The sequence below is a fragment of the Ciceribacter sichuanensis genome (assembly GCF_024055605.1).
GTDB lineage: Bacteria > Pseudomonadota > Alphaproteobacteria > Rhizobiales > Rhizobiaceae > Allorhizobium > Allorhizobium sichuanense.
Window position 1 is genome coordinate 403,865 of record NZ_JAMXLX010000003.1, and the last position, 14,985, is coordinate 418,849.

Genomic DNA, 14,985 nt, shown 5'->3' on the forward strand with positions numbered 1-14,985 from the left:
CCGGTTCCCACTTTTGCTGGAATTGATTCAGATCGGCGGCAGGACGCCGATCGGGATGAAGCCACCGAGGATGACGACGCCGTTTTGGATTTTCAGATCGACGCCGCCGTTCTGCTGGCCGGAGAAGAGTGCCTTGAGGATCTTCGCGCCGCTCTTGATGTTGTCGGCGTCATCGGGAAAGGCTTCAGCGAGGGTTTTCCGCCACGCGTCGATGCCCTCGAGGTCAAGGCGTAGCTCGCCGGAAATCAGACCATCCGTGCCGATGGAGAACGGTCCGTTGGCGGAGAGGATCCGCCCTTCGCCGAGGTCGATGGCGATGCGGCGTATTTCACCGCTGCTGCCGTAAAGGCCTTCGCCGCGGTCTCCCTGCATGTCGAGATATTTCGCCTTGCCCGCAAGGGTCATGTCCACGGTCGTCGAGGACGGCGGGATGACAGGCGTTCCGCCCGGCAGCTGGAATGTGCCGTTGCGGATCATCAGGGCGACATCGAGATCATCGCCATTGCGGCGAGCATGGGCCTCCAGATGGTCCGAGGCGGCATCAAAAGTCTGGCCCGTTGTCATCATGGTCACGGTCGCCTTGGATCCCGTCGCCTCCAGCGAGGTTCGGTCTACGCCGGAAAGGCCGGAGTTGACGCTCGATCTGAGCGCCTGCCACTGCAGCGCTGCGGAAAAGCCGAGCGACGAGCGCACTTCGCCGGGGCTGTCGAGTTCCCAGACCACATGGCCGGGCGCATAGATCTGGGCTGCCGAGCGCAGGGCGCCGAATGACGCGGAAACGCCGTGGAAACGATCGTCGAGCCCGACCTTGGAGCAGAACAGGCCAATGCGAAAGGGGAAGCCGCGGACTGCAGTATCGTCGCAACTGATATCGACCTCTGCCGGATTTTCGCCGCCAAAGAAGGCAAGAAGACTCTTCTGGAGCGAATTGGCGGCATAGAACCACGCACCTGTATAGACGGCGATGCCGACTATGATGAGAATACCCAGGCGCATAATCTTGCGACTGACGGCACTTGTCTCGGGCTTGTTCGTTGCCATCCGGCGCTCCGATCGTAGAATGGTTGTTCGGCAAACGGGAATGACTTGCGATATGGACGAATTTTGGGTGTTTGGCTACGGATCGTTGATGTGGAATCCGGGCTTTCCCTTTGAAGAACGGATTCAGGCGCGGCTGATGGGGTATCGCCGCTCGCTTTGTGTCAGGTCATGGGTGCATCGGGGTACGGAAGAGCGTCCCGGGCTGGTGCTCGGTCTTGATCGGGGCGGTTCGTGCAGGGGGGTTGCCTTCAAGGTCCCGCTTTCCGATCAGGACGAGACGCTCGATTATCTCAGGGAGCGCGAGCTTGTGACTCACGTCTATCTGGAGCGTCTCCTGCCGTTGAAGCTGGACGATGGACGGATCGTGAAAGCGGTGACCTATGTCGTCGACCGCGCGCATGCCCAGTATGGCGGCGCGGTCACGGTCAGTGAGGCGGCGCGGATCGTCAATGCAGCTGTCGGGCAGTCAGGCCCCAACCCCGTCTATGTCGCCAATACGGTGGCCCATCTCCGGGAAATGGGTATCCACGACCACTGGCTCGAGTCGGTCGTGGCGGAAATCGCAAAGCTTGAAGGTGTCGGGGTCGAAGAGGCGCTCTGAACTTGTGTCAGCTTGCCAGGGCGCGGGCGACGGCCTCGCGAATATCCGGCAGGGCGAAGGGCTTGGAAACGACGTCGACGATCTTCGCTGCAAGGTCGTCGGCGCGTTCGCGCTGCTCGGCATAGCCGGTCATCAGCAGGATCTTCATGTCGGGGAAGGAAGAGGCGGCGCGGTGCGCCAGTTCGATGCCGTCCATGACGGGCATGCGGATATCGGAAAGCAGCAGGTCGAAAGAGCCTTCCGAGAGCCGCTCCAGGCCTTCGGCGCCATCGGCAGCTTCATAGGTTTCGTGGCCGTCGAGACGCAGCGCACGGGCCACGAAGGACCGCAGCGAATCTTCATCTTCGGTAATCAGAATTCTAGCCATGAACGAACGTGCGCTCCCGTCTTGTCTGTGTGCCCCCGGGAGGCAAATCACCATGCTTTCCTTTTCGATCGGTAAACACCAGGGGCGGCGCTCTCGCCCATGGTTAACAAGTGCTCTTCCTTAGCCGGCAAGAGTTCGCCTCCTGCCGGTGCCTCGAAAGGCTCTAGGCGTCGCCGGTGACGACGCCTACGAAGGGCAGTTCACGGAAGGCGTAGGCGACATCCATGCCGTAGCCGACGACGAAATAGTCGGGGCATTCGAAGCCCACGTAATCGGCTTCGAATACTTCCTTGCGCTTCACCTTCTTGTCGAGCAGCACGACGATCGTGACGCTTTTCGCACCGCGTTCATACATCAGGTTCTTGGCAAAAAGCAGCGTGCGGCCGGATTCGAGGATGTCGTCGATCAGGAGGACGTTGCGACCGCTGACATCGCTGTCGATGTCCTTGATGATCTTCACGCCCTGCGACACCGTGCCGGTGCCGTAGCTCGACAACGTGATGAATTCGACCTCGGGGGCAAGGCCCACATCATGCAGGGCGCGGATCAGGTCGGCTGCGAAAATGAAGGAGCCCTTGAGGACGGAAATGACCAGCAGGTCGTCACAGGGACCGCTGGCGATCTCGGCAGCCAACACATGGTTGCGCTCGGCGATCTGCTCGGCGGTGTAAAGCGGCTCGATGTTCTTTCCGCGGACGACAGGCATGAATAAGCTCCTTCAGCGCAGCGGCCTTATGCTGACGGGCGGCCGCGGGAAGGAAGGCGGATACCACAGTCAGGAGCGTGAGGCATCCGCTTCTTCGAAGGAAAGCCGCAATTCCGGCAATTTTCCACCGGGATGCTGCAACCGTGCCGAGATTCCGCGGCTATGACCCGCGTCAAGCTCTTCTACCGGGCTGTCGATATAGGTGCTGGCGATCACTTGGCCGCCGGACACCAGATCCGCGCGCAACTTCGGCAGCGACGTGCGACCCTGGCTGCGATTTTCGACGATGGCGTTGACGAGCAGCACGCGCATGCCGTTGGCATCCTGCGGTGTCAGGCTGACATGGGTGATGTCGAGGGGGCCGGAGGCCGGTAGTGGCGCGGCTTCCTGTGCCGCGACACCCGCATAGACGCTTGCTGCCGCAAAGATCATCGCGAAGGATGCCGAGACCAGAACGGCGAAGGTTTTTTCGGAAAGCCGTTGCAGTGCCTGCTCGCCGGAGCGTAGCGGCGCAGCCAGTGTGTCGGTCCAGCGATTGGCGGAAGGACGGGAGGCGAAGCGGTTGCGAGGCTTACGGGCGTCGGTACGACCGCCCGCGTCCTGCGGCGATCGCCTGGCTTCGCGCACGGTGACGAAATGCGCGTCTACGATGTCTTCGTTGACATGGATGGGCCAGGCGTGCGGGGGACGGCGGCGGTCGGGCGGCAGGAGATCGATCACCGGCTCGGCGGGCTCTCGTCTGGACCTTGCAGCGCTCATGGGCCGAAGCCTTTCCTTGAACCGCCTTTCTAAGAAGCGCCTTTCTTCAAAGCGTCTGGGGGCGGACAAAACTGGGGCATTGAAACAATTTGTCCCCAGTCGTAAATTCAAATGGTTAATGCTTCGAAAAGATCCGGCTGAAAGAGCCGTTCTTTGACCCTTGTTTACCGGCGGTTAACGTGTGGCGTTAACATGTGGCCGGTCTTTAAATCCGTGAGACTGGGCCTGTCGCTTGATCCATTTCGAAAATGTCGGTTTGCGTTATGGAATGGGACCGGAGATCCTCCGAGACCTGACCTTCGACATTCCGAAGCGCTCGTTCCAGTTCCTCACCGGTCCTTCCGGGGCGGGTAAGACGACCCTGCTGCGCCTGCTTTTCATGTCCCTTCAGCCGACGCGCGGACTGATCCGCAGCTTTGGCCGGGATATTACCCGCATCCCTCGTAACGAATTGCCGATGCTGCGCCGACGGGTGGGTATCGTATTCCAGGACTTCCAGCTTCTCGACCACCTGACGACCTACGAGAACGTGGCGCTGCCGCTTCGCGTGCGGGGCAAGGACGAGAACAGCTATCGCAAGGACGTGCTGGAACTGTTGAAATGGGTCGGTCTTGGGGAGCGCATCAACGTCCTGCCGCCGGTTCTGTCCGGGGGTGAAAAACAGCGCGTGGCGATTGCGAGGGCGCTGATCGACCGGCCGGAAATTCTGCTTGCCGACGAACCGACGGGCAACGTCGATCCGCCCATGGCGCGCCGGCTGCTCAGCCTCTTCCTCGAACTCAACCGTCTTGGAACGGCGGTGGTGATCGCGACCCATGACCTGGCGCTGATGGATCAGGTGGATGCGCGGCGAATGATCCTCACGGACGGGCGGCTTGACATCTATGAGTAACATTGATCAGCCCGCCCGCCGGAAGAATTCCGACAAGAATCCGCGCCGCATCGAGATGAGTGTGAGGCCCACCGGTCCCATCCTGCCGCCCTCGAACATTCAGGGCAATGCGCTGATGGTGGTGATCGCCATCATGGCCTTTCTCGCCTGCCTGACACTCGGTGCGGTCAGCATGGTGCGGGCGACGGCTGCCGGCTGGCAAAGCCAGATCTCCCGGGAAATTACCATCCAGATCAAACCGGACGACAATCTGGATATGGAGAAGGCGCTGACCAAGGCGCGCGATCTGGCGCTCACCTTCGTCGGCACCAAGGATGGCCGCATCATGGACGATGCGGCGACCGCGCGGCTTCTCGAGCCCTGGCTCGGCACCGGTCTCGACATCAACGAGCTGCCGGTTCCGCGCCTCATCATCATCACGATCGACGAAACGCATCCGCCGGATTTCGCCGCCATGCGTGATCTCCTGAAGGCCGAAGTGCCGCAGGCGTTTCTCGACGATCACCGTACCTGGGTCGACAGGCTGGTGCAGATGGCGCGCACGACAGTGCTGATCGGTTCCGCCATTCTCGTTCTGGTTTTCACGGCCATGGTTCTGACGGTCGTTTTCGCCACCCGTGGTGCGCTTTCCGGAAACAGGCACATCATCGAGGTCCTGCATTTCGTCGGCGCGGAAGGCTCTTTCGTCGCCCAGGAGTTCCAGAAGCATTTCCTCAAGATCAGCCTCAAGGGGGCCGCGGCCGGGGGCATTCTGGCTGCCGGACTTTTTGCGGCGGCCGGTTTCTGGCAGAGCCGCTCGCTCGCCACGCCGGAGAGCGATCAGGCGACGGCGCTTTTCGGAACCTTCTCGATCGGCTATCTCGGTTACCTCGGGATTTTCGCCACGATGATCGTGATTGCGCTCCTGACGACGGTCACGGCCCGCATAACGGTCATGCGTACAATCTATGAAATCGATCTTGTGAGATCGGATCCGGCACGCACTGACGGCCTGCTCAAGGATTGAGCGCTCGCGTTTAAAGCCTGTTGAATTGCCACAAAGCCGCCTGTTCCGTATGTGAAAAGCGCGCTATTCACGAACCATGTCGATGGACCGAATGATACGGAAGAAAGCGTCCAGGGAGGAGTTGTCGCTGCGCCCGGCGGGCGGCGTTCTCTCGCGCCATGGGCGTTTGCGCCGTTTTCTCCATTATGCCGGGCTGGTGCTGATCTTTGCCTCAGCGCTGGTGCTTGCGGGTTTCCTGCGCTTCGCTGATGCCGTGACCACGTTCACGCCGCCGGTCGATGCCAAGGCGGATGCCATCGTCGTGCTGACGGGTGGCTATCAGCGGGTCGACCAGGCGATCGAACTGCTGCGCAAGGGCATGGGGCGACGGCTGCTGATTTCCGGGGTGCATCCGACGACCACGCCGGCACAGATCCGCAAGGTGACGCAAAGCTCGCCCGATCTCTTCGAATGCTGCGTCGATGTCGGCTACGAGGCGATGGATACCATCGGCAATGCCAACGAGACCTCGCGCTGGATCCACGACCGCGGCTATTCGTCGGTTCTTGTTGTCACCAGCAATTACCACATGCCGCGCAGCCTGATGGAGCTACGCCGCATCGATCCGTCGACCACCTTCATTCCTTATCCGGTGGTGATTTCCGACCTGAAGACGACGGCCTGGTATGCGGAACCCAATCTCTTGAGGACGCTGCTTTCGGAATATGGCAAGACGCTCGTCGCCTATGCGCGTGGCGTCATCGGCTGGGGTGTCGGCGAGGGACTGCGTTCCAAGAGCCATCTTGCCAAGGTGGAATGATCATTCGGGAAAGCTGAGCCATCGGCTTTTGCTTTCCGGCGTTTTGCGATAGGGACTTCTCGGCCCGCCCACGGATAAGCTTCCATGATCACCTTGCGCTCCATACTCTTCAATACGCTTTTCTATGCCAATCTCATCCTGTGGATGATCGTGCTGTCGCCGATCTACTTCCTGTTGCCGCGCAAGAAGGCTTATTTCATTCCGAAGAACTGGGCGCGTTCGTGCCATTGGCTGATGGAGAAGATCGTCGGTACGACCTTCGAAATCGAAGGGCTCGAGAATATTCCCAAGGGTAGTTACATCCTTGCGCCGAAACACCAGTCCTTCTGGGATACCTATGCCCTGCTGCCTCGGCTGGACGATCCGGTCTATATTCTGAAGCGCGAACTCATGTGGATCCCGCTGTTCGGCTGGTATGCGATGAAGCAGAGGATGATTCCGGTCAACCGCGGAGCGCGGGGCAGGGTAATGGCCGCGGTGATGGAGCGGACCAAGCAGGAGATGCTGAGCGGTCGCCAACTCATCATCTATCCGGAGGGCACCCGTCGCCCGCCGGGCGCCGTGCCGCATTACAAGTATGGTATTGCCCGCATCTATCGTGACCTGCAGGTTCCCGTGGTGCCGGTGGTCATGCATCCGGGCCTGTTCTGGCCGCGTACCACGACAAAGCGCTATCCCGGCCACTTCAAGGTAAGAATCCTGCCGGCGATCCAGCCAGGCCTCGATCCCGATACCTTTTTCGAAACGCTGACCGGTCAGCTCGAAAGCGCGAGCGACGCGCTCCTGGTCGAAACGGTGCGGGACAATCCGCATGTGCCGCTGCCGCAGACGGCACGCAAGCGGATTGCCGAACTCAAGGGAGCCTCGTCGTCCTGACGGGATTGTGAGGCGTTCGATCCCCGTAGGTCAATTCACGACGGTCAGGCGCCGGTTGCGGCGCGGACAAGCTTGGCTGCATCCTCGCTGCCCCACGCGGCGGGGCCGTTCATCGAGCCGAGCAGGCAACCCTTCTCATCGATCAGCAGGGTCACGGGAAGGCCGAATGCCAGTCCTTCCTTCTTCATCACGTTGAAGACGCCCATGCTAGCATCGCGGTATAGGCCGAGCGCATTCACGCCGATCTCCTCGAGGAAGGCCTTCGGCTTGTCGGCATTGCCGGTGTCGATGTTGATCGCAAGCACCTGGAACTTGTCGCTGCCCTGGGCCTTCTGCAGCGCGTCGAGCGCCGGCATTTCCTCGCGGCAGGGCACGCACCAGGTGGCCCAGAGATTGAGGAGGACGGTCTTGCCGGAAAAATCGGCGAGCGTCATGTCCTTGTCCGACACATCCTTGAAGCTGAGGCCCGTAATCGTCCGGGGGCTGGTGGCGGCCACCATCGCGGCGACCTGTCCGGTCGTGAAGGGTTTCAGGGTCTCGGCTTTCTGGACTGCGCCCTGACATTGCGCGGTTTCAGCGGCCACCTCGCCATTGCCAGACGTGGTCTGCTTCACGTATACCGCTGCCGCGCCGGCGAGTATGCCGGCGACCGCCGCAATCGCAACCAGCTTGGCGGAAGGAAGTCCGAGCGGTCTTTTTTCTGTCATTGCAGTCTCCAGGATGGGCATCGCATGGCCGAGGACACCAAGAACACGAAATCCTCCAACCAGATGTGGGGCGGACGCTTCGCTTCCGGACCTGCGGCCATCATGGAGGAGATAAATGCCTCCATCGGTTTCGACAAGAAGCTTTATGCCCAGGATATCCGCGGCTCTATCGCGCATGCGACCATGCTCGCCCATCAAGGCATCATCTCGGCCGACGACAAAGACAAGATCGTTCACGGCCTGAACACGATCCTGTCAGAGATCAAATCCGGTCAGTTCGTGTTCTCGCGCAAGCTTGAGGACATTCACATGAATGTCGAGGCGCGCCTTGCCGAACTCGTCGGCGCGGCCGCCGGCCGGCTGCATACGGCGCGTTCGCGCAACGACCAGGTGGCGCTCGACTTCCGTCTCTGGGTGAAGGAAGAGTTGCAGAAGGTCGAAGTGTCGCTGACCTCCCTTATCGCCGCTTTCCTCGACCGTGCCGAAGAGCATGCGGATACCGTCATGCCCGGCTTCACCCATCTCCAGACCGCCCAGCCGGTGACCTTCGGCCATCATTGCATGGCCTATGTCGAGATGTTCGGTCGTGACCGGCAGCGTGTGCGCCACGCCATCGAACATCTGGACGAAAGCCCGATCGGGGCTGCGGCCCTTGCCGGCACCGGCTTCGCCATCGACCGTCATATGACGGCAAAGGCGCTCGGTTTTCGCGAGCCGACCCGCAACTCGATCGATACCGTTTCGGACCGCGATTTCGCGCTGGAATTCCTGTCGATCGCCTCGATCTGCGCCACCCATCTGTCGCGGCTTGCCGAGGAGATTGTCATCTGGTCGACGCCGCAATTCGGTTTCGTTCGCCTGTCCGATGCCTTCTCCACCGGTTCCTCGATCATGCCGCAGAAGAAGAACCCGGATGCGGCCGAACTGGTGCGCGCCAAGACCGGCCGTATCAACGGATCGCTGATCGCGCTTCTGACCGTGATGAAGGGGCTGCCGCTCGCCTATTCCAAGGACATGCAGGAAGACAAGGAACAGGTCTTCGATGCTGCCGAAAGCCTCGAACTGGCAATTGCAGCGATGACCGGCATGATCCGCGACCTGACGGTGCGCACCGACCGGATGAAGGCCGCTGCCGGCTCCGGTTATTCGACCGCGACGGATCTCGCCGACTGGCTGGTGCGGGAAGCGGGTCTTCCTTTCCGCGAGGCTCATCATGTCACCGGTCGAGCAGTGGCGCTCGCTGAAGAGAAGGGCTGCGATCTTGCGGAACTCTCGCTTGAGGATCTGCAGTCGATCAATCCGGCCATCACCGCCGGCATTTTCGACGTCCTGACGGTCGAGGCTTCCGTTGCCAGCCGCAAGAGCTATGGCGGCACCGCGCCTTCCGAAGTGAAGAAGCAGATCGCCTGGTGGCGCGCCCGCAACTGATCACGTTGGTTTGCTGGCCGGTTTCGAGATTAAGGGTGCACAAGCGCTGTGATTTTCGCTACAGGCTATAGGAAGATGTTCCGGTGGATAGGATGATGGTGAAAACGTTTCGACGCTCAATAGTCGCCGCTGGCCTGGTTGTTACGGCTGCTCTCGTGCTTTCCGGCTGTGGCCGCAAGTCCGATCTCGATCCGCCGAGCATGCCGGCTGACCAGCAGAACGTACGCACGACCGGCGGCAAGCCTCAACCTGCCCCGGCAAAGCCGGACGATCCGTTCATCCTCGATCCTCTTCTCTGACAGGCCGTATCCGTGAACCACTTCGATTATCGCGATGGTGTCCTCTATGCCGAGGGCGTTCCCGTGCCTGAAATCGCCCGGGCCGTCGGCACGCCCTTCTATTGCTATTCCACGGCAACGCTGGAGCGGCATTACAAGGTGTTTTCCCACGCCTTTGACGGCGTGGACGCGATGATTTGCTATGCGATGAAGGCCAATTCCAACCAGGCCGTGCTCAAGACGCTGGCCCGGCTTGGCGCCGGTGTCGATGTCGTGTCCGAAGGTGAACTGCGTCGTGCGCTCGCTGCGGGTGTTCCGGCAAGCCGCATCATGTTCTCCGGTGTCGGCAAGACCGTCTCCGAAATGGATCTGGCGCTCGAGGCCGGCATCTACTGCTTCAACATCGAATCGGAACCGGAACTCGAGGTTCTTGCCGTCCGCGCCGCCAAGGCCGGCAAACAGGCGCATGTCTCGTTCCGTATCAACCCGGATGTCGATGCGCGCACCCATGCGAAGATCTCGACGGGCAAGAAGGAAAACAAGTTCGGCATTTCGTACGAGCGCGCCCGTGCGGTCTATCAGCGGGCGGCCAGCCTGCCGTCGATCAAGGTGACCGGTATCGACATGCATATCGGCAGCCAGATCACCGAACTGCAGCCTTTCGAGGATGCCTTCCGGCTCCTGCGGGAATTGGTCGAAACCCTGCGCGGTGACGGACATTCGATCGATCACGTCGATATCGGCGGCGGTCTCGGCATTCCTTACCGCGACGACAACAATCCGCCGCCGGAACCCGACGCCTATGCCCATATCGTCAAGGAACAGCTCGCCGGCCTCAACTGCCGGATCGTAACGGAGCCGGGCCGTCTGATCGTCGGCAATGCCGGCATTCTGGTGACCGAGGTCGTGTTCGTGAAGGATGGCGGCGACAAGACCTTCGTGATCGTCGATGCGGCGATGAACGATCTGATCCGGCCTACGCTCTATGAAGCCTATCACGAAATCCGCCCCGTGGTGATTTCGGCTGCCAGCGCGCCACGCATCAAGGCCGATGTGGTCGGTCCCGTCTGCGAAACGGGCGATTATCTGGCACTTGATCGCGAGATGGCAATGCCGAAGCCTGGCGATCTTCTCGCGGTCGGTTCGGCAGGCGCTTATGGCGCGGTACAGGCGGGGACCTACAACAGCCGTCTGCTCGTTCCCGAGGTGCTGGTGAATGGCGACCAGTTCCACGTGATTCGTCCGCGCACGAGCTACGAAGAGCTGATTGCACTCGATTCCGTGCCGGACTGGCTGGCCTGATCACCGTTCACTTTTCGGAGACCGGCCCAAAAAAGCGGTCGTGATTGTGCTGGTGCCCTCGTCTTCGCCACAAAGGATGCTATCCTTTAGCAAATGATGGCGCTCGCCAGCGAGCGGCGCGCTTCCACCAGTGGACGAAACGGAGACCCGACGGATGAGCCTTCCTCAGCCGGGCAGTACGCGAAAAGGCGCGTTCCGCACCGATCCGGTGCTGGCGCGTCGCGTTGCGGTCAAACGTCTGCTGGCGCGTTTCGTTCTTTTCGCGGAACGTCTGTTGCCGCTCTTCCTGCCTGTTCTGGGTATTGCCGCGATATTCATTTCGCTCGCCTGGTTCGGAGTTTTCCGGCAATTGCCGGATTTCCTGCGGCTGCTTCTCGTCTTTGCTCTCACCTTTGCCTTCGTTTCCGCCCTCCTGCCGTTCGCGAGGCTGCGCTGGCCGGATGCGCAGGAAGCAGACCGGCTGCTCGAGGAGCGTAACGGTCTGCCGCATCAGCCCGTCGCCGTACAGGATGACGAACCGGCCTTCGAGACGCCGTTTGCCCGCGCTCTCTGGCAGGAGCACCAGCGGCGCATGGCGGAAACCATCGCCGCGCTGGATGCCGGCCTGCCGAGGCCGGATATCGCCCGGTTCGACCGTTATGCGTTGCGCGCCGTTCCGGCACTCCTGTTTGTGACCGCTTTCGCCTATTCCGGCTCCAACGGGGCCGGGGTGATTTCCGATGCGTTCCGCTGGACTGCCGTCGAAGGGACCGGTCAGGAGATACGCGTCGACGCCTGGATCACGCCGCCCGCCTTTACCGGCCGCGCGCCGGTGTTTCTCTCCGGCGCAAATTCGCAGCCCGAAGAAGGTGGTGTGCGCGTGCCGCAGAATTCGCAGGCGACCGTGCGCATCAGCGGCGGGCGCGAGGACGAGAAGGTTCTTTATCGTCTGGCCGATGGTGGTGAGGTTCTGGACGTTGCGGAAAGCAGCGAGGCATCTTCCGTGCAGCCGGAAGGAAGCGATCCGGCGCAGGCGCCTGTGAGCCGCACGCACGAATTCAAGCTTGAGCGGAACGGTGAGCTTGTGGTCGGAGACAAGCGCTGGGCAATCGAAGTGGTTGCCGACAATCCGCCGGAAATTGCTTTCGAGGGGTTGCCGAAGCCGACTGTCAACGGCGCTTTGGAGATCGGTTTTACGGCGAAAGACGATTACGGTCTCCAATCGGCGCGGGCGGAAATCGTGCCAATCGATGAAAAACCGGGCGCAACGCCGCTTTATCCGTTGCCCGATTACAGGCTTGATCTTCCGCGCCACAATGCGCGCGATGCAAAGGGCGTTTCGAGCCGCAACATCAGCGAGCATCCGCTGGCCGGCCGCAAGGTTCGTATTACGCTGGTTGCGACCGATGGGGCCGGGCAGACGGGACGCAGTCCGCCGCATGAAATGGTGCTGCCATCCCGCCATTTCGTCGAGCCGTTGGCTGCGGCGGTGGCCGAGGAGCGTCAGGTCTTCTCACTGGATACCCGGGATATCGGTCAGGCGGTTGCACTCAACGAAGCGATTTCGTTGCGTGCCGATGAAACCATTCCCAATCCCACACATTTCCTGCTCATCCAGTCCGCGCAGGCGCGCATGAAGATCGCCCGCTCCACCGACGATCTCAAGGATACGGCCGACTATCTCTGGGAAATCGCACTCGGCATCGACGATGGCGATCTTTCGCTGGCCGAGCGCAATCTCCGCGATGCGCAGCAGGCGCTTGCCGATGCGCTGGAACGAAATGCGTCGGATCAGGAAATCAAGAAGCTGATGGACGAGCTTCGCGCTGCCATGCAGGAATTCATGAAGGCGGTGGCCGAGCGCCAGCAGAACGCCGATGGCCAGCAACAGCAGCAGTCGGCGCAGAACATGCTGCGACAGCGCGATCTGGACAACATGCTGAACCAGATCGAAAACCTTGCTCGGTCCGGCAATCGCGACGCCGCACGCCAGATGCTTTCCGAAATGCAGCGGATGATGAACAACCTGCAGGCCGGCCGGCCGATGCGCGGACAGCAACAGCAGCAGACCAGCGAGCTCCGCAAGCAGATCGACAAGCTCGGCGAGATTATGCAGGAGCAGCAGAAGCTTATGGACGAGACCTTCCGTCTCGACCAGGCGCTGAAGGACCGCATGCAGCGCGGCGATCCGGGTGACGGCGAGGATGGTGAGTTCCTGCAGGACGAGCCGCCGGTGACGGAAGACGGCCAGCAAGGGCAGCAGCAGGATCAGCAGGGCGATTCACCCACCGATCGCATGACTGCGGAGCAATTGCGGGAAGCTCTCAAGAACCTGCGAGCCCAGCAGGATGCGCTCGGCAAGAAGCTTGGCGAACTGCAACAGGGCATGAAGGATCTCGGTTTCCAGTCCGGGGAGGGCTTCGATCGCGCGCAGCGCGAGATGAAGAGCGCCGGGGACGCGCTTGGCAAGAGCGAGGGCGAACGCGCCGTCGATGGTCAAGGCAAGGCCATGCAAGCCCTGCGGCAGGGCGCGCAGGACATGATGGGGCAGATCCAGCAGGCCATGAGGGCCGGCGGCCAGGGACCCGGAGAGAACGGGCAGGGCGGTCAACGCGGCCGAGACCCTCTGGGTCGTGATCCCGCAAGGGCGAGCGAGAACATGGAGGATGGCGGGGTAGAGATCCCTGACGAAATCGATGTGCAGCGGGCGCGCGAAATTCTCAACGCTATTCGCAAGAAGCTCGATACCATGTCGGTGGATGATGTCGCCCGCCCGGAACTCGAGCGTCGCTATCTCGAACGGCTGCTCGATATCCAGTAGCATTTGACCGCCTACCCCGGCGGTTAGCGTCAACTCGCGGGCGATTGTCCGCAGGTGGAAACGGGGTGAGGCCTTACGAGCCTTCAACCGGCCGGGGCAGTTACAAAAGTCGGGGTTCTTTTCGCGGCCATTGGTTGCCATTCGCCAATATCGACGACGGGCATCGGACGGCCTAAATGGAACCCTTGCGCCGCACCGATCCCCAGCGTCTTGAGAGCCTCAAGCGTTTCCGCAGTCTCGACGCCCTCCGCAATCAGCACGCATCCGACGTCGCGAGTGAAACTCACCAGCGAGGCGGCCAGCGCGCGACGCACCGGGTCGTCCTCTATATCGCGGCAGAGTTCCGCATCCAGCTTGATGATATCGGGCTTGAGATTGAGGATATGCCTCAGGCTGGCGTAGCCGGCACCTGCGTCATCGACGGCAAGCCGCATGCCATGCGCTCGCAGCGGCGCCAGAGCGGTGGCCAGCAGATCGTAATCGTAAATGTCCGCATGCTCGGTGACCTCAATGACGACCCGGTCGAGCGGCTGCTCCCTGAACGTTTCTGCAAATCGGTAGTCCAGCAGGGTCGCAGGCGATGCGTTCAGCGCCAGGTAGCCGCCATCGGGTAGTCGTCGGATACCTTCCAGCCCCATACGCATGGCCTTCAGTTCAAGCTCGATACCGCGACCGACCTCAAAGGCTTCGGCAAACCATATGTCCGGCGAGCGAGAGGGCACGAACGGAAAACGAGCCAGGGCTTCGAAGCCCAGCACCTTGCCATCAGCAAGGCTGACGATTGGCTGGTAGACCATGGCCAGGCCGTCGCGCTCCAGGGCATCGAGAATGCGTGTCTCCGCGTCCCAGTAATTGATGCGCTTCTCGATGGTGCGGTCCAATTCGAACGCGGCGAACTGGGCAAAGGAGCGCAGGATCTGCAGGTCGCGTTTGTTCAGCGTCGGATCCGCGCACGTAGAGAAGCAGCAGAAGGTGCCATAAAGGCGGCCATCGCCGAACCTGATCGGAACGCTCAAATGAGAGCCGATCGGAAAAGCGTGTGTCGCAGCCACCTCCTGCGCTTCGGGCAGCAGTGCCGTGTCCGGGATCAGTTCGGGCAATTCGCCGTCGATGATTCGCTGGCAATAACCTTCATCCATTGGCAGCCAGTCGCCGACGCGCAAAGCTGCATCCTGCATGTCCGTATCGACGTAGCGGAAAAATCGCCTGGTACCCGCGAATTCGGCGATGAAGCCGATATCCATTCCAAGGCAGTTGCGGGCAGTCGCCAGAATATTGTTGATACGTTCATCAGCCTCGGTCTGTTGCTCGAGACTGAAGAGGAGGTCATGCAACCCATATTGCCTGGCGCTGTCAAAGAACGTCATGAGGGCATCCGTGCGAGTCTTCACTTCTAAAGTGAATAAGCTGCGTCGCGCAGATT

The 14,985-nt window shown here is 61.2% G+C and carries 15 protein-coding genes; 9 read left to right on the forward strand and 6 right to left on the reverse strand.

All coding sequences use genetic code 11. The features are described 5' to 3' along the window. Positions 1 to 27: 27 nt before the first annotated feature. Entirely contained in the window at positions 28 to 1,041 is a 1,014-nt protein-coding gene (locus NBH21_RS12535) for a DUF2125 domain-containing protein (protein ID WP_250913384.1), read from the reverse strand. 52 nt (positions 1,042 to 1,093) lie between these two features. Between NBH21_RS12535 and NBH21_RS12540 the strand changes: the two genes are divergently transcribed. Beyond that, positions 1,094 to 1,642 (forward strand): gamma-glutamylcyclotransferase, encoded by a 549-nt coding sequence (locus NBH21_RS12540; protein ID WP_250913383.1) that lies wholly within the window; start codon positions 1,094 to 1,096, stop codon positions 1,640 to 1,642. 7 nt (positions 1,643 to 1,649) lie between these two features. Here the strand turns inward: NBH21_RS12540 and NBH21_RS12545 are convergent, their stop codons facing one another. The 3 genes from NBH21_RS12545 to NBH21_RS12555 all read right to left on the reverse strand — a co-directional run bounded on the left by NBH21_RS12545 (position 1,650) and on the right by NBH21_RS12555 (position 3,474). Next, the gene (locus tag NBH21_RS12545; protein WP_250913382.1) at positions 1,650 to 2,009 is read right to left on the reverse strand and encodes a response regulator; all 360 of its coding nucleotides are present in this window, start codon (positions 2,007 to 2,009) and stop codon (positions 1,650 to 1,652) included. 163 nt (positions 2,010 to 2,172) lie between these two features. After that, entirely contained in the window at positions 2,173 to 2,715 is a 543-nt protein-coding gene (gene hpt, locus NBH21_RS12550) for a hypoxanthine phosphoribosyltransferase (RefSeq protein WP_163901872.1), read from the reverse strand. Between the two features lie 69 nt (positions 2,716 to 2,784). Beyond that, positions 2,785 to 3,474 (reverse strand): hypothetical protein, encoded by a 690-nt coding sequence (locus tag NBH21_RS12555; RefSeq protein WP_250913381.1) that lies wholly within the window; start codon positions 3,472 to 3,474, stop codon positions 2,785 to 2,787. A 232-nt stretch (positions 3,475 to 3,706) separates the two neighbouring features. Here NBH21_RS12555 and ftsE point away from each other — a divergent pair, with 232 nt between their 5' ends. The 4 genes from ftsE (at position 3,707) to NBH21_RS12575 (ending at position 7,047) form a co-directional block, all read left to right on the forward strand. Continuing rightward, complete coding sequence (ftsE, locus tag NBH21_RS12560; protein ID WP_163901868.1) at positions 3,707 to 4,366, forward strand: cell division ATP-binding protein FtsE; 660 nt, start codon at positions 3,707 to 3,709, stop codon at positions 4,364 to 4,366. Next, the gene (locus tag NBH21_RS12565; RefSeq protein WP_425340410.1) at positions 4,359 to 5,372 is read left to right on the forward strand and encodes a cell division protein FtsX; all 1,014 of its coding nucleotides are present in this window, start codon (positions 4,359 to 4,361) and stop codon (positions 5,370 to 5,372) included. Before ftsE ends, NBH21_RS12565 begins: the two co-directional genes overlap by 8 nt. Positions 5,373 to 5,463: 91 nt before the next feature. Beyond that, positions 5,464 to 6,171, forward strand: coding sequence for a YdcF family protein (locus tag NBH21_RS12570; protein ID WP_250913380.1), 708 nt, complete (start codon positions 5,464 to 5,466; stop codon positions 6,169 to 6,171). Between the two features lie 84 nt (positions 6,172 to 6,255). After that, positions 6,256 to 7,047: a lysophospholipid acyltransferase family protein gene (locus NBH21_RS12575; RefSeq protein ID WP_250913379.1), complete on the forward strand. Its 792-nt coding sequence runs from the start codon at positions 6,256 to 6,258 to the stop codon at positions 7,045 to 7,047. A 44-nt stretch (positions 7,048 to 7,091) separates the two neighbouring features. On the opposite strand, the gene tlpA is transcribed toward NBH21_RS12575, so the two are convergent. Next, the gene (gene tlpA / locus NBH21_RS12580) at positions 7,092 to 7,754 is read right to left on the reverse strand and encodes a thiol:disulfide interchange protein TlpA (RefSeq protein ID WP_250913378.1); all 663 of its coding nucleotides are present in this window, start codon (positions 7,752 to 7,754) and stop codon (positions 7,092 to 7,094) included. A 24-nt stretch (positions 7,755 to 7,778) separates the two neighbouring features. Between tlpA and argH the strand changes: the two genes are divergently transcribed. The 4 genes from argH to NBH21_RS12600 all read left to right on the forward strand — a co-directional run bounded on the left by argH (position 7,779) and on the right by NBH21_RS12600 (position 13,562). After that, the gene (argH, locus tag NBH21_RS12585) at positions 7,779 to 9,182 is read left to right on the forward strand and encodes an argininosuccinate lyase (protein WP_250913377.1); all 1,404 of its coding nucleotides are present in this window, start codon (positions 7,779 to 7,781) and stop codon (positions 9,180 to 9,182) included. Between the two features lie 95 nt (positions 9,183 to 9,277). Beyond that, positions 9,278 to 9,481 (forward strand): LPS translocon maturation chaperone LptM, encoded by a 204-nt coding sequence (gene lptM, locus NBH21_RS12590; protein WP_250913376.1) that lies wholly within the window; start codon positions 9,278 to 9,280, stop codon positions 9,479 to 9,481. Positions 9,482 to 9,493: 12 nt separating this feature from the next. After that, positions 9,494 to 10,762: a diaminopimelate decarboxylase gene (lysA, locus tag NBH21_RS12595; protein WP_250913375.1), complete on the forward strand. Its 1,269-nt coding sequence runs from the start codon at positions 9,494 to 9,496 to the stop codon at positions 10,760 to 10,762. A 154-nt stretch (positions 10,763 to 10,916) separates the two neighbouring features. Further along, positions 10,917 to 13,562, forward strand: a complete 2,646-nt coding sequence (locus NBH21_RS12600) for a TIGR02302 family protein (protein ID WP_250913374.1) — start codon at positions 10,917 to 10,919, stop codon at positions 13,560 to 13,562. An 83-nt stretch (positions 13,563 to 13,645) separates the two neighbouring features. On the opposite strand, the gene NBH21_RS12605 is transcribed toward NBH21_RS12600, so the two are convergent. Next, complete coding sequence (locus NBH21_RS12605) at positions 13,646 to 14,929, reverse strand: sensor domain-containing phosphodiesterase (RefSeq protein ID WP_250913373.1); 1,284 nt, start codon at positions 14,927 to 14,929, stop codon at positions 13,646 to 13,648. Positions 14,930 to 14,985: the final 56 nt, after the last annotated feature.